This window comes from Sorangium sp. KYC3313 (assembly GCF_052075895.1).
Taxonomy (GTDB): domain Bacteria; phylum Myxococcota_A; class Polyangia; order Polyangiales; family Polyangiaceae; genus Sorangium; species Sorangium cellulosum_B.
In genome coordinates this window covers 596,249-617,624 of record NZ_CP197255.1, presented here as the reverse complement: position 1 = coordinate 617,624, position 21,376 = coordinate 596,249, and the positions used below count along the sequence as shown (strand labels likewise).

The 21,376-nt window shown below is 72.2% G+C and carries 18 protein-coding genes; 8 read left to right on the top strand and 10 right to left on the bottom strand.

Going from position 1 to position 21,376, the window contains the following annotated elements:
• Positions 1–34 precede the first annotated feature (34 nt).
• From ACSRUE_RS02485 to ACSRUE_RS02465, 5 genes are read left to right on the top strand one after another with little or no spacing between them, the layout of a single operon-like run.
• Complete coding sequence (locus ACSRUE_RS02485; protein ID WP_441289612.1) at positions 35–904, top strand: formate dehydrogenase accessory sulfurtransferase FdhD; 870 nt, start codon at positions 35–37, stop codon at positions 902–904.
• On the top strand, positions 901–3,225 hold the full coding sequence (locus ACSRUE_RS02480) for an FdhF/YdeP family oxidoreductase (protein WP_441289611.1): 2,325 nt from the start codon (positions 901–903) through the stop codon (positions 3,223–3,225). Before ACSRUE_RS02485 ends, ACSRUE_RS02480 begins: the two co-directional genes overlap by 4 nt.
• Positions 3,226–3,259: 34 nt before the next feature.
• Positions 3,260–4,666, top strand: a complete 1,407-nt coding sequence (locus ACSRUE_RS02475; RefSeq protein ID WP_441289610.1) for an aminotransferase class III-fold pyridoxal phosphate-dependent enzyme — start codon at positions 3,260–3,262, stop codon at positions 4,664–4,666.
• Positions 4,663–5,631, top strand: coding sequence for a histone deacetylase family protein (locus tag ACSRUE_RS02470; RefSeq protein WP_441289609.1), 969 nt, complete (start codon positions 4,663–4,665; stop codon positions 5,629–5,631). The genes ACSRUE_RS02475 and ACSRUE_RS02470 overlap by 4 nt, the downstream gene beginning before the upstream one ends.
• A gap of 50 nt (positions 5,632–5,681) precedes the next feature.
• The gene (locus ACSRUE_RS02465; RefSeq protein ID WP_441289608.1) at positions 5,682–6,731 is read left to right on the top strand and encodes a GAF domain-containing protein; all 1,050 of its coding nucleotides are present in this window, start codon (positions 5,682–5,684) and stop codon (positions 6,729–6,731) included.
• Positions 6,732–6,752: 21 nt separating this feature from the next.
• Here ACSRUE_RS02465 and ACSRUE_RS02460 read toward each other — a convergent pair whose 3' ends face one another.
• Positions 6,753–7,988 (bottom strand): hypothetical protein, encoded by a 1,236-nt coding sequence (locus ACSRUE_RS02460; RefSeq protein WP_441289607.1) that lies wholly within the window; start codon positions 7,986–7,988, stop codon positions 6,753–6,755.
• Positions 7,989–8,044: 56 nt separating this feature from the next.
• On the opposite strand from ACSRUE_RS02460, the gene ACSRUE_RS02455 reads away from it, so the two are divergent.
• From ACSRUE_RS02455 to thrC, 3 genes are all read left to right on the top strand, one after another.
• Positions 8,045–9,415 (top strand): NAD(P)/FAD-dependent oxidoreductase, encoded by a 1,371-nt coding sequence (locus tag ACSRUE_RS02455; RefSeq protein WP_441289606.1) that lies wholly within the window; start codon positions 8,045–8,047, stop codon positions 9,413–9,415.
• A gap of 64 nt (positions 9,416–9,479) precedes the next feature.
• A complete protein-coding gene (locus tag ACSRUE_RS02450; RefSeq protein ID WP_437975908.1) occupies positions 9,480–10,565 on the top strand; it encodes a serine/threonine-protein kinase in 1,086 nt (361 codons plus the stop codon).
• Between the two features lie 52 nt (positions 10,566–10,617).
• Positions 10,618–11,958, top strand: coding sequence for a threonine synthase (gene thrC, locus ACSRUE_RS02445; RefSeq protein WP_437762478.1), 1,341 nt, complete (start codon positions 10,618–10,620; stop codon positions 11,956–11,958).
• Between the two features lie 28 nt (positions 11,959–11,986).
• Here the strand turns inward: thrC and ACSRUE_RS02440 are convergent, their stop codons facing one another.
• From ACSRUE_RS02440 to ACSRUE_RS02400, 9 genes are all read right to left on the bottom strand, one after another.
• Positions 11,987–13,828 (bottom strand): STAS domain-containing protein, encoded by a 1,842-nt coding sequence (locus tag ACSRUE_RS02440; RefSeq protein WP_441289605.1) that lies wholly within the window; start codon positions 13,826–13,828, stop codon positions 11,987–11,989.
• Positions 13,829–13,901: 73 nt separating this feature from the next.
• Positions 13,902–15,167 (bottom strand): type II secretion system protein GspN, encoded by a 1,266-nt coding sequence (gspN, locus tag ACSRUE_RS02435; protein ID WP_441289604.1) that lies wholly within the window; start codon positions 15,165–15,167, stop codon positions 13,902–13,904.
• Positions 15,164–15,760 (bottom strand): hypothetical protein, encoded by a 597-nt coding sequence (locus ACSRUE_RS02430; RefSeq protein ID WP_441289603.1) that lies wholly within the window; start codon positions 15,758–15,760, stop codon positions 15,164–15,166. The genes gspN and ACSRUE_RS02430 overlap by 4 nt, the downstream gene beginning before the upstream one ends.
• Positions 15,757–17,271 (bottom strand): type IV pilus biogenesis protein PilM, encoded by a 1,515-nt coding sequence (gene pilM / locus ACSRUE_RS02425; protein ID WP_437762474.1) that lies wholly within the window; start codon positions 17,269–17,271, stop codon positions 15,757–15,759. Before pilM ends, ACSRUE_RS02430 begins: the two co-directional genes overlap by 4 nt.
• A gap of 27 nt (positions 17,272–17,298) precedes the next feature.
• Positions 17,299–18,822, bottom strand: coding sequence for a general secretion pathway protein GspK (locus tag ACSRUE_RS02420; protein ID WP_441289602.1), 1,524 nt, complete (start codon positions 18,820–18,822; stop codon positions 17,299–17,301).
• On the bottom strand, positions 18,819–19,484 hold the full coding sequence (locus tag ACSRUE_RS02415; RefSeq protein ID WP_437762472.1) for a type II secretion system protein GspJ: 666 nt from the start codon (positions 19,482–19,484) through the stop codon (positions 18,819–18,821). Before ACSRUE_RS02415 ends, ACSRUE_RS02420 begins: the two co-directional genes overlap by 4 nt.
• Positions 19,485–19,540: 56 nt before the next feature.
• Entirely contained in the window at positions 19,541–20,200 is a 660-nt protein-coding gene (locus ACSRUE_RS02410) for a type IV pilus modification PilV family protein (protein WP_437762471.1), read from the bottom strand.
• Entirely contained in the window at positions 20,200–20,898 is a 699-nt protein-coding gene (locus ACSRUE_RS02405) for a pilus assembly FimT family protein (protein ID WP_441289601.1), read from the bottom strand. The genes ACSRUE_RS02410 and ACSRUE_RS02405 overlap by 1 nt, the downstream gene beginning before the upstream one ends.
• A gap of 25 nt (positions 20,899–20,923) precedes the next feature.
• Entirely contained in the window at positions 20,924–21,373 is a 450-nt protein-coding gene (locus tag ACSRUE_RS02400; RefSeq protein ID WP_441289600.1) for a type II secretion system protein, read from the bottom strand.
• Positions 21,374–21,376 lie beyond the last annotated feature (3 nt).

Genomic DNA, 21,376 nt, shown 5'->3' with positions numbered 1-21,376 from the left:
GCGGGCTACGATTGAGAGCGCCGGACACGCCGCCATGACGTCAAGCACCACCACCGTTTCGATCCGCAGGATCACGGACGAGAGCGCCTCGGACGCCGAAGATCTGCTCGCCGTCGAGGAGCCGCTCGAGATCGTCGTCGTCGCGCGCGCCCCCGGGGACGCGCGCCGCGCCCCGCGCCGCCTCGGCATCACGATGCGCACGCCTGGCAACGATCGCGAGCTCGCGGTCGGCCTCCTGTTCGCCGAGGGCGTCATCTCCCGCGCGGCCGACGCGGTCGCCGTCGAGGAGGCCCTCGGCCCCTCGGGCGACCTCGTGCGCGTCACGCTCGGCGACGACGTGACCGTCGATCTCGGGCGCACCGAGCGGGCCCTCGCGGTCGCGAACGCGAGCTGCGGCGTCTGCGGCAAGGCGTCGATCGACGTCGCGGCGCTCGCGCCGCCCGCGCCGCTCGCGCGGAGCGTCCCGCAGATCGCGCCGCACGTCGTGCACGGGCTCGCCGCGCGGCTCCGCGGCGCGCAGCCGGTGTTCGGGCGGACCGGGGGGCTGCATGCGGCGGCCCTCTTCGACGCGGGCGGCGCGCTCGCCGATCTCCGCGAGGACGTCGGGCGCCACAACGCCGTCGACAAGCTGATCGGCGCCGCGCTGCTCGCCGGGCGGCTGCCCGACCCGGGCGCGGTGCTCATGGTCAGCGGGCGCGCCGGGTTCGAGCTCGTGCAGAAGGCGCTCCGGGCCTCGATCCCGGTGATGGTCGCGGTGGGCGCGCCCTCGAGCCTGGCCGCCGAGCTCGCGGCGGCGCACGGGATGACGCTCGTCGGCTTCGCGCGCGACGGGCGGTTCAACGTGTACGCGGGCCGGGAGCGCATCGAGGTCCCGGTCGCGGTTGCGGCGGAGGCCGCGTCGTGACGGCCCGCGACGTAGTGCGCGACGTGCAGGCGGAGCCGCCGCTCGAGCCTGACGCGCCCAGGATCGGCGAGCGCAGCGCGGCGGCCGGCGGGCTCCCGGCGGTCGGCGCGACGCTCCGGCACGCGGTCGGCGAGATGGGGGTCGCGCGCGCCGTGCGCACGCTCCTCCGCGTGAACCAGGGCGAGGGCTTCGACTGCCCCGGCTGCGCGTGGCCCGAGCCCGAGGAGAAGCGCTCGGTCGCGGAGTTTTGCGAGAACGGCGCCAAGGCGGTCGCCGAGGAGGCGACGCTCCGCCGCGTCACCCCCGAGTTCTTCCGGGAGCACAGCGTCGAGGCGCTCTCGCGGCAGTCCGACCACTGGCTCGGCAAGCAGGGGCGGCTCGTCCACCCGATGCTGCTCGACGAGGGCGCGTCGCACTACCGCCCTGTGTCGTGGGACGAGGCGCTCGACGTCGTCGCCTCGTCGCTGCGCGCGCTCGGCTCGCCGGACGAGGCGGTCTTCTACACGTCGGGGCGCACGAGCAACGAGGCGGCGTTCCTCTACCAGCTCTTCGTGCGCGAGCTCGGGACGAACAACCTGCCCGACTGCTCGAACATGTGCCACGAGTCGAGCGGCGTCGGCCTGCGCGAGGCCATCGGCGTGGGCAAAGGGACCGTATCCCTCCACGATTTCGAGCTGGCCGACGCGATCTTCGTCGTCGGGCAGAACCCGGGGACGAACCACCCGCGCATGCTCTCGGCGCTGCGCGAGGCGCGGCTGCGCGGGTGCGAGATCGTGACGGTGAACCCGCTCCCCGAGGCCGGCAACGAGCGCTTCCAGCACCCGCAGCACCCGCTCGATCTCGTCGGCTCGGGGGTGCCGCTCTCGACGCTCTTCCTCCAGGTGCGCATCAACGGCGACGTCGCGCTCTTCACCGGGATCATCAAGGAGATGCTCGAGGAGGAGGCGCGGAGGCCGGGCGCCGTGCTCGATCGCGCGTTCATCGCGAGCCACACCCACGGCTTCGAGGCGTTCGCGGGCGCCGTGCGCGGCGCGCCCTGGGACGACATCGTCGCGCAGAGCGGGGTCCCGCGCGACCGGATCCGGGCGGCGGCCGAGATCGCGATGCGCTCCGAGCGCACGATCGCGTGCTGGGCCATGGGCCTCACGCAGCACCAGAACGGCGTGGCCAACGTGCAGCAGGTGATGAGCTTCCTGCTCCTCCGCGGCAACATCGGGCGGCCCGGCGCGGGCGCGTGCCCGGTGCGCGGCCACAGCAACGTGCAGGGCGACCGGACGATGGGCATCTGGGAGCGCCCGCCCGCGGAGCTCCTCGATCGGATCGAGCAGAACTTCGGCTTCTCGCCGCCGCGTCGCCACGGGCTCGACACCGTCGCCGCGATCGCGGCGATGGCCGAGGGGCGCGCCCGCGTCTTCTTCGCGCTGGGCGGCAACTTCCTCTCGGCCACGCCGGACACGGCCCTGACCGCCCGCGCCCTCGCCCGGTGCGATCTCACCGCGCACGTGTCGACCAAGCTGAACCGGGCGCACCTCGTGACGGGCAGGCGCGCGCTCATCCTGCCTTGCCTCGGCCGCACCGAGCGCGACGTGCAGGCGGGCGGGCCGCAGTTCGTCACCGTCGAGAACTCGATGGGCGTCGTCTCGAGCTCGCGCGGCAACCTCCCGCCGGCCTCGGAGCTGCTGCGCAGCGAGGTGGCCATCGTCGCGGGCCTCGCGCGCGCGGCGCTGGGCGCGCGCTCGCGCGTGCCGTGGGAGGAGCTCACGGCCGATTACGACAGGATCCGTGATCTCATCGAGCGCACGATCGACGGGTTCGACGGCTTCAACGCGCGCGTCCGGGACCCGCGCGGCTTCGCCCTGCCGAACGCGGCGGCGCGGCGCGAGTTCCGCACGGCGACCGGCAAGGCGAACTTCGTGATCCACCCGCTCCCGCGGCACGATCTCGAGCCGGGCGAGCTCCTGATGATGACGATCCGCAGCCACGACCAGTACAACACGACCATCTACGGGCTCGACGACCGCTACCGCGGCGTCCGGGGCGGGCGCCGCGTCGTGTTCATGAACGCCGAGGACGCGGCCGAGCGCGGGCTCGCCCAGGGGGACCTCGTCGACGTCACGAGCCGCTTCTCCGACGGGGAGCGCGTCGCGCGCGCGTTCCGCGTCGTGCTGTACACGATCCCCCGCGGCAACGTCGCGGCCTACTTCCCCGAGGCGAACGTGCTCGTACCGCTCGGCAGCATCGCCGAGAAGAGCCACACGCCCGCGTCGAAATCGATCGTGGTGCGCGTCCGGGCGGCCGTCGCGGCCGACGGATCCGCGTGACGCTCCGCCGCCCCCGTTGCATTGGAGTCCGACCATGAACGCCCCGACCCACATCCCCCCGCCCATCCCCGGCGAGCCCGAGCGCGCCTCGATGCGCACCGCCATCCCGGGGCCTGCGTCCGAGGCGCTCCGCGCCCGCCACCATCGCTACCAGGACGCGCGGCCGATCCACTTCTACCAGGACGCGCGCAAGAGCCTGGGCAACTACATGGTCGACGTGGACGGCAACGTGCTGCTCGACGTGTACGGTCACATCGCCGCCGTGCCCATCGGCTACAACCACCCGGACCTGCTCGCCGCGTGGCGCAGCGGCCGCTTCGACTGGTGCGCCGGCTACCGCTCCGCGCTCGGCGTCGCGCCCGCGCCGGAGTGGGTCGACCTCGTCGAGAAGACGCTGATGCGCGTCGCGCCGAAGGGGCACACGCGCGTCTTCACGTTCACGACCGGCGCGGAGGCGGTCGAGAACGCGCTCAAGGCCGCGTTCATCCGGCTCGCCCGGCGCCGGCGCGGCGGCGCGCAGCCGAGCGACGGCGACCTCGCCGCCGTCATGCTCAACCGGCAGCCCGGCGTGAACGCCTTCAAGGTGCTCTCCTTCGATGGCGGCTTCCACGGCCGCAGCATGGGCGCCCTCTCCGCGACGCGGAGCAAGCCGATCCACAAGCTCGACATCCCCGCGTTCGACTGGCCCGTCGCGCCGTTCCCCGCGAGCCATTTCCCCCTCGCCGCGCACGCCGAGCAGAACCGCGCCGCCGAGGCGCGCTCGCTCGAGGCGGTCGAGGCGGCGCTCGACGCCCACCCGGACGAGGTCGCCGCGGTCATCATCGAGCCGATCCAGGGCGAGGGCGGCGACCGGCACGCGAGCCCGGCCTTCTTCCAGGCGCTCCGCCGCCTCACCGCGGAGCGCGGCGTCGCGCTCATCATCGACGAGGTGCAGACCTGCGGCGGCGGGACCGGCGCGCTCTGGGCGCACGAGGCGTGGGACCTGCCCGAGCCGCCGGACATGGTCACGTTCTCCAAGAAGATGCAGCTCGGCGGCTTCTATTGCCGCGAGGAGCTCGCGCCGATCGAGCCGCTGCGCGTCTTCAGCACCTGGCTCGGCGACCCGCTCCGCGGCGCGCAGCTCGAGGTGATCCTCGAGGTCATCGAGCGCGACCGGCTCCTCGAGAACACGCGGGCGACCGGCGAGCGTCTGGTCGCCGGCCTCGAGGACCTCTGCCGGCGCTACCCCGCGGTGCTCTCGGGCGCCCGGGGCAGCGGCACCTTCGCCGCGGTCGACTTCCCCCACGCCGCCCGGCGCGACGCGGCGCTCACCGCGCTCCGCAACCGCGGCCTCGAGGTGGGCGGCTCGGGCGACCGCACGCTCCGCTTCCGGCCGGCGCTGATCTTCGCCCCGCGCCACGTCGGCGAGGCGCTCGACCACCTCGAGTCGGTCTGCAAGTGACCTCTGACGCCGCCGCCTCGCCCCCGATCCGGGTGTTCCACACGCCGCGCTACTTCGCGGACATCGGCGAGCACGTGATGCCGATGCGCAAGTTCGCCCTCGTGCGCGAGGCGATCGAGCGGAGCGGCCTGCCCGCGCGCATCGAGGAGCCGGAGGCGGCCGGCGACGAGGACCTCCTGCGCGTCCACGCGCCCGGGTACGTCCAGGCGATCGCGACAGGTGAGCCCCGGGCGCTGGCCGAGTCGCAGAAGCTCCCGTGGTCGCCGGCGCTCGCCGGGGCGGTGCGCTTCACGAACGGCGGCTGCGTCGCCGCGGCCTTCGCGGCGCTCGAGGACGGCGTCGCGGGCAACCTCGCGAGCGGCTTCCACCACGCGCACGAGGGCCACGGCGAGGGCTTCTGCACCTTCAACGGCCTCGTCGTCGCGCTGGAGCGCGCGCGCGCCGAGGGGCGCATCCGCCGCGGCCTGGTGGTCGACATGGACCTCCACTACGGCAACGGCACCGCCTCGCTGCTCGCGTCGCGCCCCTGGGCGTTCCAGCTCTCCATCTACGGCAGCTGGTACAAGCAGAACAGAGCGCACCGGGACGTCGAGGGCGAGCGCGCCCCGGACACCGAGAACTGCTGGTCCGTCCCGGTCCCGAACGGGAGCGGCGGCGCCGCCTACCTCGAGATCCTGGAGCGGCACCTCGGCCCGGCGCTCGACCGCGCCGCGCCCGACCTGATCCTGTACCAGGCCGGCGCGGACCCGTACCGCGAGGACCCGTACTCGCCGCTCGACCTGACGCACGACGATCTCTGCGCGCGCGACGAGATCGTGTTCCGGGCCGCGCTCGAGCGGGGCGTCCCGATCGCGTGGGTGCTCGCGGGTGGGTACACGCCCGACGTGAGCCGGGTGGTCGAGGTGCACCTCCGCACCTTCATCGCGGCGGTGCGGGCGAGGGAAGCGGCGGCGCGCGCGGGGTGACCGGTGACCTCGGCCGACCCGCGCCCTGCCAGGCAAGGTAGCATCGCGCGATGGCCGACCTGAACGACGCCGCACGCCTGGCCGAGCTGCGCGGCGCCCTGCTCCGCGCCGACGCGGACGCCCTCCTCGACGCCTGCGTGGCGCGGGCCGCCAAGCTGGCCCGGTCGCCCATCGCCGTGGTCAGCCTGCTCGTGCGCCATGTCCAGCTCCTGCGCGCGCAGCACGGGCTCCCCCTCGAGCTCGCCGTGAGCTGCGCGACGTCGAGGAGCAACTCCTTCTGCCAGCTCGTCGTGCTCGACGAGGTGCCGCTCATCGTCGACGACGCGCTGCGCGACGAGCGCGTCCCGAAGGAGCTCGTCGAGAGCTACGGCATCCGCGCGTACGCGGGCGTGCCGGTGCGCGCGCACGGGCACGTGCTCGGAGCGCTCTGCGTGCTCGACGTCGTCCCGCGCCGCTTCGACCAGCGCATCGTCGGCGCCCTCGAGCAGCTCGCCATCGACGTCTCCGGCCGGCTCTCGGCGCTCGCGCTGGGCGACGCCCCGCTGGCCAGCGCCGACGTGCAGGAGCGCCTCGTCCGCGTCGAGCAGGCCACGCGGGCGCTGGAGCGCGCGCTCCTCGCCCTCTCGCCCGTCATCGCTGCGGCGCAGGCGGCGACGGCGGGGCCGCGGGTCGACGCGTCGCGCGCGGTCGACGCACCGCACGCGTCGCGCGCGACACACGTCACGCCGGCCAGCCTGCGCGCGGCCGTGTCGTGCTGGCGCGACATGGGCCCCGTCGCGGACGAGCTCTGCGAGGAGGCCGCGGCCATCGCGAGCGCCTCGCCCTGCGAGGCGGCGTCCGGGCTGGCCACGGAGGCCCGGGCGCTCGCGCGGAACCTCGCCGAGATCGGCCCGCTCGTCCGGCTCGCCGAGGGCGTGCTCGACGGGACGCTGGGAGAGGCCGCCGCGGCCAGGGGGCGGGCGCTCGTGCTGCGCGGCGCGCTCGACGCCCACGAGGCCGCCTCCGCCGCGGTGCAAAAGCTCCGCGCGGGCGCCCTGCGCGCGCGGGCCGCGACGGCCGGCCCCGGGCGCGACGGCGCCGCTCCGCCCGGGGCGGCGTGATCGGCGCGGCGCCGCGGGGGATCACCGCGGCGGCAGGGTCGACGGCGGCGCCGGCACCTCGCGGGTGATCTCGCCCGCGTCGGGCCCGTCAGCGAGCGGCTCCGAGCCCGGAGCGAGCGGCGTGCCCTCCCAGGTCGCGGCCTTGTCCCGGCTCCCGTAGACGAACGGCGGACGGGTCTCCAGCTCCCGGGCGATGCGGGCGAGCTCCTCGTCGAGGTGGCGCGGGTTCGCGAGCAGCTTCTCGCGGATGCCGCTGTTCTTCAGGTAACCGCGGATGTCAGGGCTGTCCGGATAGTACTTCGTGAACACGTTGTACCGGAAGAGCGGCTTCAGCCGGTGCAGATCCCTGGGCCCGGTCGGGAGCGGCAGGAGCTCGACGAAGCTCTTCCGCTTCGCCCGCTCCTCCAGCCGGTCGAGGACGAGCTGGAGGCTGTTCTCGAGCAGGTGCGGCGCGCAGTGATCCGCGAAGTCGTCGTACAGGAGCCGCATGAGCGCCCTCGCCTCGTCGATCGGCAGCTGCGCCTGCCGCTCGCGGCCCATGCGCCGCACGAGGACCATGAAGGGAGACGGCTGGTTGCCGGTCGCGCGGATCACCTCGGGATCGCGGAAGTCGGGCTGGCGGTAGGGGAAGTGGCGCGGGTTGATCGCGTCGAACCCGCCTCGGCCGTAGAACAGGATGCGCTGCCACGACAGGCGCTCTTCCGGCGTGAAGTACTCGACCTCGGCCGCGAGATCGACGTTCATCCCGAAGTACTTGCCCGGGGCCGACGGCGCGGGGAGCGTGATCTTCCCCATCGCGTGGAGGTCGGTGAGGTACTGCATGGCGAGCTCGACCGGCGAGATGCGCAGCCAGTACGACAGCACCGTCCCGCGCGCCTCGGGGATCATGAAGATATGAGCGAGGTAGATGACGCAGAGGTCCGGAGCGTACGCCGGATTGATGAGCACGGTGCCGTCGCGGACGCCGCGCACCTTTCCGTCCGCGTCTCGCGCCACGAGCAGGAAGTAGCGCATGTACGTGCCCGACGGCTCGGGCGTGTACGGGTCGTCGCGGAGGAACGCCTCGATCGCCTCCCTGCGCTCCATCTCTCCATGAGGACCGAAGCAGTCCCAGAGGATCTGATACCCCGCGTCGAAGTCCGGGTCGGAAGGATCCTCGACGGACCAGATCTGGTATTTGCGGGTTTCGCGCTCGATCATCTCCACCACGTCCTGGTGGAAGAGATCCTTCATGCAGAGCCGGACACGTCGCTTCAAGCAGGGCTCCCGGGGTTCATGGTGCCAGAGGCGCATCCCTCTGATAGGTGATCATCGTGGCTCGCGCGGCGCTCGTTGACACGTACACGCACACGCACACGCACGCATACATCGATTCCGCGCGCTCCGTGTGGAGCGAGGCGGGCCCGGTCTATGAGCCCGTCCCTCCGCTGCGCGCGGACGCGACGGCCGACGTGGCCATCATCGGAGGAGGTTTCACCGGGATCTCCACCGCATACCATCTAATCCGCCGATTTCCGAGCCTCCGCGTCATGATCCTCGAGGCGCGCCACCTCGCGAACGGGGCGAGCGGGCGCAACGGGGGGATGATGCTGAACTGGATCAACGGGGTTGGCTCTCGTGATCCGGAGCTCACGCGCCGCGTGTACGAGACGACGCGCGCGGGGATCGACGGCATCGTCGGGATGATCCGGGAGCACGACCTCCCCGTGCGCCACCGCCGCGACGGATGCATGGAAGTGCTCACCGACGCGCGCCGGGCCGAGGCGGCGCACGCGCGGGTGGAGCAGCTGGCCAGCTGGGGCATTTCGCTACAGTACCTGGACAGCGCGGCGCTCTCGAAGCGGCTCGCGGTCCAGGGCGCGGCCGGGGCCGTGCTGGACGCGACCGAGGGGCAGCTCAACGGGATCGACCTGCTGCGCGGCCTGCGCCCGCTGCTGCTCGCGTGGGGGGTCGCCCTCCACGAGGACACGCCGGTGCTCGGGATCCGGGAGGGGCGCACGATCGAGCTGACCACGCCGGGCGGCGTCGTCCGGGCCGCGGCCATCGTGCTCGCCACCAACGGCTACACGCCGCGCCTCGGCTACTTCAAGACCGGCATCTTCCCGCTGCACTCGCACGTGATCGCGACCGAGCCGCTCGACGCCGCGGCGCGCGCCGCGCTCGGCTGGGGGCAGGTCGCCGGCTTCAGCGACGACCGCGACCGGATCGCGTACGCCAGCATGACGCCGGCCGGTGAGCTCGTGTTCGGCGGGGGCAGCAACGCGGCGTATGCCTACCTCTATGGGAACAAGACCTCCTACCCGGGCACACCCGGGTCGGCCGGGCCGTCGTTCGAGGCCATCCGGCGCCGGCTCACCGGCTACTTCCCTGCGGCCGAGCGGCTGCGGATCGCGCACCGCTGGACGGGCACCCTCGGCATCACGATGAGCCGGCTCTGCAGCATGGGGGTGCGCGGCGAGCACCGGAACGTGTATTACGCCCTCGGTTACAGCGGCCACGGCGTGACGCTCGCCAACCTCGCGGGCCGCGTGCTCTGCGACATCTACGCGGGCGACGACGCGCGGTGGCGGGATTTGCCGTTCTACATGGCCCCCCTCCGGGGCGTCCCGCCCGAGCCGCTCCGCTGGCTCGGCTATCACGCGTACACCAAGCTGACGGGGCGCTCGCCGCGCCAGGCGGTGTAGCGCAGGGGGGCCAGCCGAGCGGGCTTGCGTGGCCGGAGCGCGGGGCGCTATTCGATGCGGGGCCATGTTCTGCGCGCGCTGCCACCGGGAGTACGACGCGGGCCATCGGTTCTGCCCCTACGACGGCGCGGAGCTCACCGAGGGCCGGCGCGTCGACCTGTTCCGGTACAAGCCGACCCGGCTGCGCGGGACCCTGCTCGGCGAGCGCTACGAGGTGCGCGGCTACCTCGGCAAAGGGGCGATGGCGCGCGTCTACCTCGCGGTCGAGATCGAGACGGGCCAGCCGGTCGCGATCAAGGTCCTCGAGGAGTTCGCCGCGCGGGCGGAGCGGACGCGCGAGCGGTTCGTGCGCGAGGCGCAGAGCGCCGCGACGATCGGGCACCCGAACATCGTCCGGGTGCTCGACGCCGGCACGCGCTCGGAAGACGGCGCGCCCTACCTCGTGATGGAGTACCTCTTCGGCGAGTCGCTCGGCGACTGGCTCCGGCGCGAGCGCCGCATGGACGCGGACCTCGCCATCCCGGTGCTCTCCCAGGCCGCGTCCGGGCTCGCCGCCGCGCACCGGGCCGGGATCATCCACCGCGACGTGAAGCCGGACAACATCTACCTCGTGGGCCCGCAGGGCGATCCGTACGCGGTCAAGGTGCTCGATTTCGGCCTGGCGAAGATCCAGGCGGCCGACCTCATCACGGCGACCGGCACCGCCGTGGGCACCCTCGAGTACATGGCGCCCGAGCAGGTCGTGAGCGACCTGCCCGACGCCCGCACCGACGTCTACGGGCTCGGCGTCGTCATGTTCCGGGCCTTCACCGGGGAGCTCCCGTTCCCGCGCTCGGAGCAGTCGGAGCTCCTCGCCCGGCAGCTCGTGACCCCGCCGCCCCGCCCCTCGGAGAAGCGACGGAGCCTCGATCCGCTGCTCGAGTCCGTGATCCTGAAGGCGATCCGGAAGAGCCCGAACAACCGCTATCCCTCGATGGAAGCGTTCCTCGAGGATCTCGAGCGGCTGGCCGGCGACCGGGACGGGCCGCTCTCGGCCGACGAGCCGCTGCGGGAGCCCGGCGACGTCTATCTCCCGCAGGGATCGTTTGCCAGGAACGCGGCGATCTACTTCTATAGGCGGCTCGGCATGGAAGCCCCACGCTTCGACTGAACCGACACCACCTCCCGCGGGCGCTTCCCGCCACCCAGGAGATCCGATTGCCATGGCCTACTCTGCTGCATTCCGATGCCTGACCGGTTGCCCCGGCAGCTACCCGCTGACGCAGCCCCTCTACCGCTGCCCCACCTGCGGCGGCCTGCTCGACGTCGCCCACAACATCGACGCGCTCCGCGATCGGAGCCCCGCGACGTGGATGAAGCTCTTCGACGAGCGCTACAAGCGCACGGTGTGGCCCTACGGCTCCGGGGTCTGGGGCAAGCGGGAGTGGGTCGCGCCCGAGGTCCCGGACGAGGCCATCGTGTCGATGGACGAGGGGGGCTCGAACCTGTTCTGGGCAGACCGCTACGGCCGCACGCTCGGGCTCGATGACGTCTGGGTGAAGCTCTGCGGCAACAGCCACACGGGGTCGTTCAAGGACCTCGGCATGACGGTGCTCGTCTCGGTGGTGAACAAGGCGATCCGCGAGGGCCTCGAGGTGCGCGCGATCGCGTGCGCGTCGACGGGGGACACCTCGGCGTCGCTCGCGGCGTACGGGGCGGCGGCCGGTTTGCCCGTGGTCGTGCTGCTGCCGCGGGGCAAGGTGTCGACGGCGCAGCTCGTCCAGCCGATCGCGTCGGGGGCGCTGGTCCTCTCGCTGGACACCGACTTCGACGGCTGCATGGCCATCGTGCAGCGCCTCTCGGCCGACGGCATCGTCTACCTGGCGAACTCGATGAACGCCCTGCGGCTCGAGGGCCAGAAGACCGTGGCCATCGAGATCGTGCAGCAGTTCGACTGGACGCTGCCCGACTGGGTCATCCTCCCGAGCGGCAACCTCGGCAACGCCTACGCCCTCTACGCGGGCTTCAAGATGCTGAAGGACCTCGGCCTGACGACGCGGTTCCCGCGCCTCTGCGTGGCGCAGGCGGCGCGGGCCAACCCGCTCTTCAAGGCGTGGTCCGAAGGGAAGAGCGAGGTCGTGCCGATGAAGGCGGGGGAGACCCTGGCGAGCGCGATCCAGATCGGCAACCCGGTGAGCGCGCCGAGGGCGATGCTGGCCCTCAAGGCGATGGACGGCGTCGCGGAGGAGGTGACCGAGGACGAGCTCTGCGACGCGGCGGCCCGCGCCGATCGCACCGGGATGTACACCTGCCCGCACACGGCGGTCGCCCTCGCCGCGCTGGAGAAGCTCGTGAAGAAGGGCCACGTGGGCAAGCGCCAGCGGGTCGTCGTGGTCTCGACCGCGAACGGCCTCAAGTTCACGGAGTTCAAGGTGAAATACCACGAGCGCGCGCTCGCGGACGTGACGAGCCGGCTCGCCAACCCGCCGGTCGAGCTGCCGCCCGACTACGACCGCGTCCTCGCCGCCCTCGACAGGCACGCCGCGCAGACCGGCAAGCGCTGACACGCCGACGAGATCGCGTCGCCGGCCGCTACCCGCGCGCTCTCGCGCGGCGCCGCCGGCGACGTCCGCGCGCATTCGCGGAGGTCATCGCGGAGGCGATGCCGTTCTGCAGGGTGTTGTGCGTGACGATGCCGCTCATGTCGACGCCGATCTCGACGAGCGTCCTGGCCACGTCGGGGCGCAGGCCGGTGATGATCACCTCCGAGCCGAGCAGGCGCACCGCCGTCGCGGCGCCAAGGAGCGCGTCGGCGCATGGGCCGTCGATCCGCGGCACGCCGGTGATGTCGAGGATCGCGACGCGCGCGCGGCGGGAGGCGACGCCGCGGACCAGCGTCTCCTGCACGCGGCGCGTCCGCTGGCTGTCGAGGGCGCCGACGAGCGGCATCACGACGATGTCGTCGCTGATCGGGATGAGCGGGGTCGACAGCGCCGCGAGGATCTCGTTCTGCGCTCGGAGGGCCTCTTCCCGGGCGCGCCGCGCCTCGGTCTCCGCGTCGGCGCGCTTTCGCTCCGTGATGTCCCGCACGATGACCACCGCCTCGGCCCGATCGCTGCCGGCGATCCGGACCTCGTAGTCGCGCGCGCCGCCCGCCAGCGGCTCCTGGTACTCGAAGACGTGCGTCGCCTCGTCGGCGAGCGCTCGCGCCACGAGGCCGGTGATCTGCTCGGCCACGTGGGCGGGGAACACGCTGGTGACGTGCCTGTGCAGGAGATCCTCGGCGCGGAGCGGCGGCCTCGGATCCCGGGAGGCCTTGACGTCCAGGCAGATGCCGTCGCTGCTGAGCCGGAGGATCGTGTCGGGGATGGCGTAGAGCAGCGCGCGGTTGTTCGCCTCGCTCCGGCGCAGGGCCGCCTCCACGCGCTTGCTGCCGATGAAGTGGCCGGCCTTGGCGGCGACGGCGAGCAGGACGTCGAGCAGCCCCGGATCGGGCGCGCGCGGCTCGGCGTCCATGAGCTCGAGCACGGCCGCGACCTGCGCGTCGGCGCGGACCGCGATGGGGAGCTCGACCGCGAAGCGGAGGCCGGCGCCGCGCGCCGCCTGCGCGCGCGGGTCGTCCGCCTCGGCGTCGAGGTCGCTGAACCAGGTCGGCTCCCCCTGGGCGAGCGCGCGGCCGGGCAGCCCGGCGTCGCGGGCGAACCGCGCGCCCCGGGTCGCCGCCTCGAGCGCCTTCGAGTCGTCGGGCGCGGCGCTCCAGGTGTGCTCGCAGCGCAGCCCGTCGCTCTCGTCGTCGCCGAGCCACAGGGCGGCGAACCGGAAGCCGAGCATCTCCCCGAGCGCGCCGAGCAGCGCCGGGACGCCCTCGGAGAGCGTCGTCGACTCGACCATGATCCTGGTCACGGTGTACTGCGCCGACACCTTGTAATTGGCCTCGGCGAGGGCGCGGCGCTGGTTCCACTTCTCGGTGAGCGCGAAGGCCATCTGGCGAACCTCGCTCGGGTCGAACGGCTTGGCGAGGATGAGGAGGTTGTCGGTCTGCCCGAACCGGGCGGCGATCTCCTCCCACGAGTCCTCCGAGTCCGCCGCGCAGAGGACCGCCTGGATGGCGCCGTCCTCCTTCCAGACGCGCGAGAGCGTCTCGACGCCGTCCCACCCCGGCATGCGCGCGTCCACGAACACGAGCGCGTACGGCGCGCCGCTCTGCAGCGCCTCGCGGACCTTCGCCAGCCCCTCCTCCCCGCGGGTCGCCGACGTGAGCTCGAACCTCACCGGCCGCCGGGCGGACGGCTCGCGGAACAGCGTCGGCTGGGGGCCCGCGAAGGTCGAGCCCCCCGCCTCGGATCGGAGGATCCTGCGGAAATCCTCGTGGATGGCCTCGTCGTCGTCGATCAGTAAAATGCGCCGGTTCTGCTGCCAGCTGGGATCCCCCATCACCGAGTCCTTGGAGCGTGAGTCCGGGGCCTGGATCGTGGCGCGTCTTCGTCACACGAAGCCGCGCCCCGCTCTATTCAACGGGAGGCGTGCCCTCGCCGTCTACGGGCGGAGGCGTCGGGGGCCGTGTGGGGGACTCGTCCTCGGTGGAGGGCGGGGGCGGAGGCGGGGGCATCCCGGGGGGCTCGTGCTCCTCGCCGGCCTCGGAGGCGCCGAGGGGCATGTTCACGCCGCCGGGCTTCCTCGTGGTCGTGGCCGGGCTCGCGCCCGGCGTGCCGCGGCCCCGCGCGGCGGGCGACTCGGCCGCGTGCGGGTCGAACCGGGGCCTCTTCAGCGGGCCGTGGACGTGCCAGCCGTAGAAGCCGTCCGCTCGCTTCGACCGCTTCATCTTGGGCTGCTGCATCTCGATCAGCCCGGGCACGCTCGACCCCGGCGCGCCGAGCAGCGATTTCGTGAGATCGCTCTTCGATCGGTACGCGTCGGTGAACTTGAAGCGCACGTAGAGATCCGCCGTCGAGTTGTTCCACGGCTCGCGCATGGTGACCTTGCCGTCGCCGTCGAGCTCGAGATCCTGGCCGTTCGCGCTCATCTTCGTGACCTTGAGGACGCCGTCCTTCGCCTCCGCCGACAGGAGCAGCTCCCCCAGCTTGGCCTCCGGGAGCGCGATGAGCCCCTGGATCTTCGTCTTGCCGTCGCCGACCGAGACCTCCTTGGCCGAGACCTCGAGCGCGCCGTTCGCCTTGTTGAACTTGCCCTCGGGCGCGCTGAGATCGAGGTTCGCGCTCAGCGTGCCGGCGATCGGCAGGCCAAGGATGTCCCCGAGCGGACCCACCTTGGCGAGCTCCACGTCCGAGACCTCGACGTGGACGTCGCCGCTCGATCGGCCCCACGGGACCACGCCCTCGATCTCGCCGCCGAACACGCTGGCCCAGAACGAGATCCGCATCCGCCCGACCAGGAGGGGCAGGATCTTCATCCGCGCGTGCGCCTCGTCGATCTCGATGACGCTCGGCTTCGGCGCGCTGTCCTTGGCGGCGTCGCCCGACGCGAAGGCCGCGGCGCTGCTCGGCCTGCTGCTCGTACCGAGCTCGCCCGGCGGCAGGATGAGCCGCACGCCCTTCATCTCGACCCCCGTGAACCAGTACGAGTCGAGCTCGTCGATCTCGAGGCGCTGCGCCTGGCTCGGGCCCCGCTTCTGCTGCGTGCGGTCGAACTCGGCGATCAGCCGGTCCTTGAGCCGGTCGTAGGGGAACGTGAGGTAGCCGAAGAGCCCCAGGCAGAAGAGGTAAAAGAGCGGGTATACCGCCCATCTCGCGATCTTGATGAGCCGCGCCTTCATGGCTCCTGCTCCTCGTCGTCGGCGGCGGGCGCGGACGGCGCGGGGGTCGCCGGCTGGGGCTCGCCCTTCCGGTCGAACGCGGAGACGCCGAGCTCGACCTCGTAGGAGTCCGGCTCCCCGGCGCGCGGCTTGAGGTTCAGCTTCGTCACCGCGACCGGGTGGCCCGAGCTCTCGATGTGCTCGAGCATCTTGGCGAGCCCGAGCATCCCGATCCTGTGCATCTTCACCACCGTGATCCGCTCGGTGTACTTCTTGCCGTGCGGGACGTCGGGGCGATCCTGCGACTCGGCGGCGGTGAGCTGCTGCTGCTTCGCCGCGTCCTCGATGAAGCCGGCGAGCGCGGGCGCCGGCCGCGCGTAGCGCGCGAGCAGCGCGTCCTTCAGCGCCTTGCGCTCGCTGACCTTCCCCGAGGCCTCGTAGATCGACTGGAGCAGGTCGCGGATCTCCTGGTTCTCGGCGCGCTTGCTGGACGCGACGCTCGCGAGCCCGATCGGCACGAGCAAGAGGACGATCGCCGCGAGGAAGCCGAGGAGGATGGTGAGGAGCCGGCGCTCGCGCGGCTCCAGCTTGTCGAGTCGCTCGCGGAGCGTCATCGCGATCCCTCCGGCTTCTCCGGCGCGCCGGCCGAGGCGCTCTCCGCCGCGTCGGCGGCGCCGGTCTTCTTCTTCTTCGTCTTGTCCTCGCACTTGAGATCCAGCTCGAGGACGTACTTGTGCCTGCCCTCCGTGAACTGGCTCGTCCGGCCGACCTTCACGTCGCGGAAGCAGCGGTGCTCCTTCATGTGATCGGCGATGATCTGCGCGTCCGACACCGACGGGACGACGCCCTGGAGGGTCACGTGGCCGCGGTTCACGTCGAGCTCGAGCACGTCGTGCGTGATCTCCTTCGGCACGGCCTTCGAGAGCTGCACCATGACGTCGAAGGCGTCGACGCGGGGCATCGGGTCCTCGTCGGCCGCACCGGGGCCCTGCTCGAGCAGCTCCCGGGCCTTCTGCGGGTCGCTCGTCTCCTCGCCGAGCACGTCGTGGGAGGCGGTCGCGAGCGAGGCGGCGAGCAGCTCCCGCTCCGCGTCGAGGGTGCGCAGCTCCGCGACGATGGAGAACCCGAAGCTCAGCGCGATGACGGTGCCGAGTCCGGCGAGGATCGGGATCTTCTCGCGCAGGAACGGGTAGCTGCGCTCGGCCTCGAGCGCGCCCTTCCGGAGGTTGAACCCCTTGGTCTTCGGCGTCAGCCCGAGCGCGAGCCCGAGCGCCTTGGCGAAGCGGGGCAGCGCCGCGGCCTGCTCGGGCGTGAGCCCCTCGATGCGAGGGGGCGGCAGCGGCAGGATCGTGAGGCCGAGCTGCGTCGACAGGAACATCTCCGCGCCCTGCGCGGCGGCGCCGCCGCCGACCAGGTAGAGCCCCGCGAGCGGCTCGCCGCCGAGGTTGCGCCACGCCGCGAGCGTCTGGCGGAGCTCGCGCGCGAGCGCCGGCGCGGTGCCGGGGAGGCCGGCCGTCCCGCGCGACAGCGTCCGGGCGAAGACCGGCTCGCCGCCGGAGACGATCACGATCTCGGACGTGAGATAGTCGAGGTCGAGCAGGGCGATCGGCGCGCTGGCGGGCGACGGCGCGGCGAGCTCCGGCATCACCGCCTCGAGGTTGGCGAGCGCCACCGCGCCCAGCGCGACCCGCTCCGGCTCGAAGCCGAGCGCCTCCTTCACGACGGCGATGCGCTCGCGCACGTCGTCCGCGCGCGCGACGGCGGCGAAGACCGGCAGCGTCTCCACGCCGGGCGGCCGCTTCAGCAGGCGGTGGTCGAAGACCGCGTCTTCCATCTCGAACGGCACCGTGGCCTCGAGCTCGAAGCCGAGGATGTTCTCGACCTCCTTCTGCGCGGCCGCCGGCAGGTCGAGGCGGCGGTAGAACGATTTCTCCCCGGAGAGCGCGATCGCCGCGGCGTCGGGGCGGTGGAGCCCCACGGCGGCGCGGATGGCCTCGGCCTCGGAGACGGCGTCCGTGACGGCCGCCTCGCCGAGGGCCTCGACGAAGACCCTCCTGTACGTGGTGCGGATGAGCGCCGCCCGCACCACGGATTTTCCAGCATCTATCCCGAGCAGCCTGTGCATTTGCGCGCTTCTTCCCGGAGGGGTGTTCTATTCGATGCGATAGTAGATGATCGTCCCGGCAGGGTTCGATCGTACCTGTGTTTCGTACGTTTCCGGCGTCGGAGGGACGCCACCGCTGCCGCCGCCATTGCCGCCCTGGCCACCGCTGCCGCCACTTCCGCCGCTGCCGCCACTTCCGCCGCTGCCGCCCTGGCCGAGCGGCGTCGCCCCCGTGAGATCGACCACGGCATGGACGCGCACGCGCGTCTCACGCTTGTTCCCCGGGACGACGCCATCGGCGTAGATGCTCAGGAAGTTGGTCCTGTTGCCGAGGGACCTCGTGACGTTCGGCCTGAACCGCACCGGTTCGACCCCCATCGCCCTGAACTGCTGCCCGAGCATCCCCCCGAGCGAGCTGCCCGCCCTCTGGGTCATCGCATCGACATAATCTCTCGGGGTGGGGAAGAGCAGCCCCCCGGTCATGCTCTGCACGAGCGACGCCACGGTGAGGAACGCCGTCTGCTGGTTCACGTCGGTGCAGAGCGTCGTCGTCGCGATATCCACGAAATCGGCGGTGCACGTCAGCCTGAGCAGCGTCAGCGCGTTCGCCGACGAGACGTTCACCCTCTGCCTCCGGTTGCCCCAGACGGTCAGGACCCGCTTGTCCGGGTTGCTCGGATCCGGGTCGACGAACGTCGCCCAGAAGTCGTCGTTCATGCCCCGGATCAGCCGCAGCTCGTCGAGCGAGTCGTACGGGGCGTTCTTGCGCTGATACGGGAGGCCGACCGTCTGGTAGAAGCTGTCCTCGGCGCCGGTGGAGCTCGGGGCGTTCGGCGTCGCGTCGCAGGCGAACGTCTGGTCGCCGGGGTCGGCCCAGTCGATGAGCGCGCTGCAGATGGTCGCGCGGTCGGAGAACTGGCCGTCGCCGTCGCGCTCCTCGAAGAGCGCGTTGTACTGCGCGTCGCTCATCAGGCTGAGCAGCTGGTTCCCTATGGCGATCTGATCGGAGATGCCGCCCACGTCGTCGGCGGCGCGGTTGACGTTGATCTTCGAGTCCTCGTCGACGATCTTGAGCTCGAAGCGGCCGCCGCCGGTGAGCCCCAGGTTCTTGCCCGTCGCGCTGCCCTCGCCCGCGGCCTCGGGGGGCGGCGCCGCGCTGCCCTCGCCCGCGGCCCCGGCGAGCTGCGCGTTGAAGGGGCCGAGGAACATGTCGGTGAATTTCCAGACCGGCACCTGGAAATTCCCCCTGATCCCGACGATCGCGAGCATCGGCCCGATCGCCGTGCTGACGCTCCGCTCGGAGGCGATGAGCATCCGCGACAGGTTCACGGCGCTCTTCGCGTAGTACTCGGCCCGCAGCGCGTCGCGATCGGCGAGCGCCGCGGAGAGCTCGGTCGAGGTCTCCTCCTGGAGCTCGGTCAGGAACACGGTGAGCACCGTGATCGCGCCGAGCACCATGACCAGCGCCACGCCGCGCCGCTCGCGCCGCCTCCGGAGGCGGCGGAGGCCGCGCCCGCCCTGCATGGCGGGGGACGCGCGCTCCCTCTCGCTGCGGCGCCTCGGCCGGCTCATGGCGTCGAGTTCCCGAAGGCGATGGGGACCTGCATCGGGAGTGGCACCTTCGACTCGAACTTGATCGGCTCCCCGCCCGGCCCGCCCTTCAGGACCAGCGTCACCCACACCTGCGAGGGGAGCCGGTCGAGCTGCGCCGCCGGCTGCGTCGAGTCCCACGAGTCGACCCACTCCCCGGTGATCGGGTCGAGGTACTGCAGATTGAAGCTCTCGATGTCCTCGGCGAGCACGTTGACGACTCCGCCCCTCGTCGGCTCGGTGTCGATGGTCCTCGCTTCTCGCCGCACGAGATCGAGCCTGTCGCGCTCCGGGTCGCGCGCGCCGAAATAGCCGATCTCGCACTGATCGGACTCGTGCGCGTTCCGGAGGAGCCTCCGGTGCGCGAACGCGGTGAAATCGACGCGGTCGGCGGGGGACGAGTCGTCCCCCGCGAAGGCGGTGAGCCGCACGACGATGTTCTTGTCGGCCGGCTGGTGCCTGGACAGGAAGGCCGTCTGGAGCTCGCGCGAGATGCGGGCGATCGCCGCGCGGCCCTGGTGGTAGCGGTCGCCCATCCGCGCGATGCCCGAGCGCGCGCGGCTCATGCCGTCGAACGCGCCGTAGATGAGCGTCCCGATGAGCGCCAGGATGCCGACCGAGACGAGGACCTCGAGGAGGGTCACCGCGCGCGAGCGGCCGCGGCGCCTGCAGGGAGAGCTTGGACTTCGCGTCGCCACGGTCAACTCCCTCCTCCCTGACCGCCCGCGCCCTCGTCGGGCTGGCCCATCTGGGGGATCGTCACCCACTGCACGAGCTCGAACGCGTGCTCCCGGGACCCTTGCTTCCAGGTCAGCTTGACCGTCACCCGCCGCGCGCTCGCCTCGAAGATGGGCTGGAGCGTCGGCGCGAGCATGTCGACGAACGGCTGCAGGATCCCCGAGATCCCGCCGCCCGACTCGCCGCCCCCCGCGCCGCCGCCGACCAGCGACTGCGCGAGATCGTTGATGTCGCCGCTCGGGGCCGCGGTGCCGCTCGACTCGCCCGGCCTGCCGAGCGCCCCGAGCCCCTCGAGGTTGGTGTCGAGGTCCAGATCGCCGTACTTGGGCTCGGGCATCTCGGGCTTCTCGATGCGCCAGCTGCACTTGATGTTCGGCGACTCGTCGCCCTCGCAGCACGGCCCGCTGTCGGCCTCGTCGAGCGCCGGCAGGCCGTCCTTGGCGAGCCGCTCCTCGAGCTCGGTCATCTTGCAGCGCGCGAGCCCGTTCGCGAGGCTGAGGTTCCGCGCGTGCGCCGCGGCCGAGAAGGCGCCCGCCTGCGCGGAGAGGATCGCCGTCAGCCCGAGGCCGAGGATGGCGACCGCCACCATCACCTCGAGCAGGGTGAAGCCGCGGGCGCGCATCAGGGCCCCGTGTCCTCGCGCTCCGACGCCTCGGCGTCGTCGCGCGGCCTGGGCATGCTCGCCTTGCCCTTCCTGATGTCCGTCTTGCCGGTCAGCGGCGAGACGAGCACCGTCATCACCGCGTCCGCGGTCTCCCCGCTGCCCAGGCTGAGCTGGATCGCGGCGTGCTCGGTCTGGCCTCCGGGCCAGAAGTAGAGATAGGCCCGCCCCTCCGTCACGGGCTCGTCCTGGTGTCCGGTCTCCACCTGGAGGAAGCGCACGCCGCTCGACAGCTCCTTGCCGGGCCTGTCCTTCTCGGGGTTGAAGCCGTACGCCTTCGCCGGCTCGAACGAGGGCCGCGGCGCGCGCGGCCCCTTCAGGATCGCCTCGGCCTCCGCCGTGGCCGCCTTCTCGGCCTCCGTCGCCGCGGCGGCGCCGCCGGCCCGATCGTTCCGCTCGACGAGCAGCTCACCCGCGGACTCCTCGAGCACGATCATCCGCTCCTCGAAATCGAAGACCAGCCGCACCGGCTTCGACTTCGCGTTCGCGTGGGCGTAGGCGACCCGGACGGCGCCCGCGAGCAGCGCCGCGCTGCGCTTCAGCCGCGCGCTCGTGACCGCGCCCATGCCGAGCATGACCGAGCCGCTGATGAGCGCGATCACCGTGACGGTGATCAGCACCTCGACCAGCGTGAGTCCCCTCGTGCGACGGCGTGTCATGGGCGCTCCTGCTCCCCGCGCGGCGCTACATCTCCGCGATCTTGTTGAGATCCGACTGTTTCATGTCATCCCGGATGTCGTCCGGGGTGTTCTCTTTCCTGTCGTCGCCGGACGAGACGACATGGACGTCGTTGTTCTCGTCACACTTGATCTTGTAGGGCTGGCCCCAGGGATCGTCCGTCTTGTTGCCGTCGATCTGCTTCGCGCTGACCAGCGCCTGGATCGTCGGGCACCCTTCGCCGCCCGCCCCGAGCTGCTGGTACTGCTCGGCGGCGCTCTTGATGATCGTCGCCCCGGTATAGGCGCTCTTGACGCGCGACTGCTTCAGCTTCGGCCACACCACGAGCGTGGCGCCGCCGGCGATGATCGCCATGATCGTCACGACGATGAGCACCTCGACCAGGGTCACGCCCCGCGAGAGCTTCCGGCTCAGCCGTCGAATCCTTCTTGCGCTGCTTGCTCTGTTCGTCTCCATCTC

Bases quoted from the DNA above. Each gene is read 5' to 3' on its own strand.
- ACSRUE_RS02485 (WP_441289612.1), top strand. From the start codon at position 35: ATGACGTCAAGCACCACCACCGTTTCGATCCGCAGGATCACGGACGAG.
- ACSRUE_RS02475 (WP_441289610.1), top strand. From the start codon at position 3,260: ATGAACGCCCCGACCCACATCCCCCCGCCCATCCCCGGCGAGCCCGAG.
- ACSRUE_RS02465 (WP_441289608.1), top strand. From the start codon at position 5,682: ATGGCCGACCTGAACGACGCCGCACGCCTGGCCGAGCTGCGCGGCGCC.
- ACSRUE_RS02450 (WP_437975908.1), top strand. From the start codon at position 9,480: ATGTTCTGCGCGCGCTGCCACCGGGAGTACGACGCGGGCCATCGGTTC.
- thrC (WP_437762478.1), top strand. From the start codon at position 10,618: ATGGCCTACTCTGCTGCATTCCGATGCCTGACCGGTTGCCCCGGCAGC.
- ACSRUE_RS02440 (WP_441289605.1), bottom strand. From the start codon at position 13,828: ATGGGGGATCCCAGCTGGCAGCAGAACCGGCGCATTTTACTGATCGAC.
- gspN (WP_441289604.1), bottom strand. From the start codon at position 15,167: ATGAAGGCGCGGCTCATCAAGATCGCGAGATGGGCGGTATACCCGCTC.
- ACSRUE_RS02430 (WP_441289603.1), bottom strand. From the start codon at position 15,760: ATGACGCTCCGCGAGCGACTCGACAAGCTGGAGCCGCGCGAGCGCCGG.
- pilM (WP_437762474.1), bottom strand. From the start codon at position 17,271: ATGCACAGGCTGCTCGGGATAGATGCTGGAAAATCCGTGGTGCGGGCG.
- ACSRUE_RS02420 (WP_441289602.1), bottom strand. From the start codon at position 18,822: ATGAGCCGGCCGAGGCGCCGCAGCGAGAGGGAGCGCGCGTCCCCCGCC.
- ACSRUE_RS02410 (WP_437762471.1), bottom strand. From the start codon at position 20,200: ATGCGCGCCCGCGGCTTCACCCTGCTCGAGGTGATGGTGGCGGTCGCC.
- ACSRUE_RS02405 (WP_441289601.1), bottom strand. From the start codon at position 20,898: ATGACACGCCGTCGCACGAGGGGACTCACGCTGGTCGAGGTGCTGATC.
- ACSRUE_RS02400 (WP_441289600.1), bottom strand. From the start codon at position 21,373: ATGGAGACGAACAGAGCAAGCAGCGCAAGAAGGATTCGACGGCTGAGC.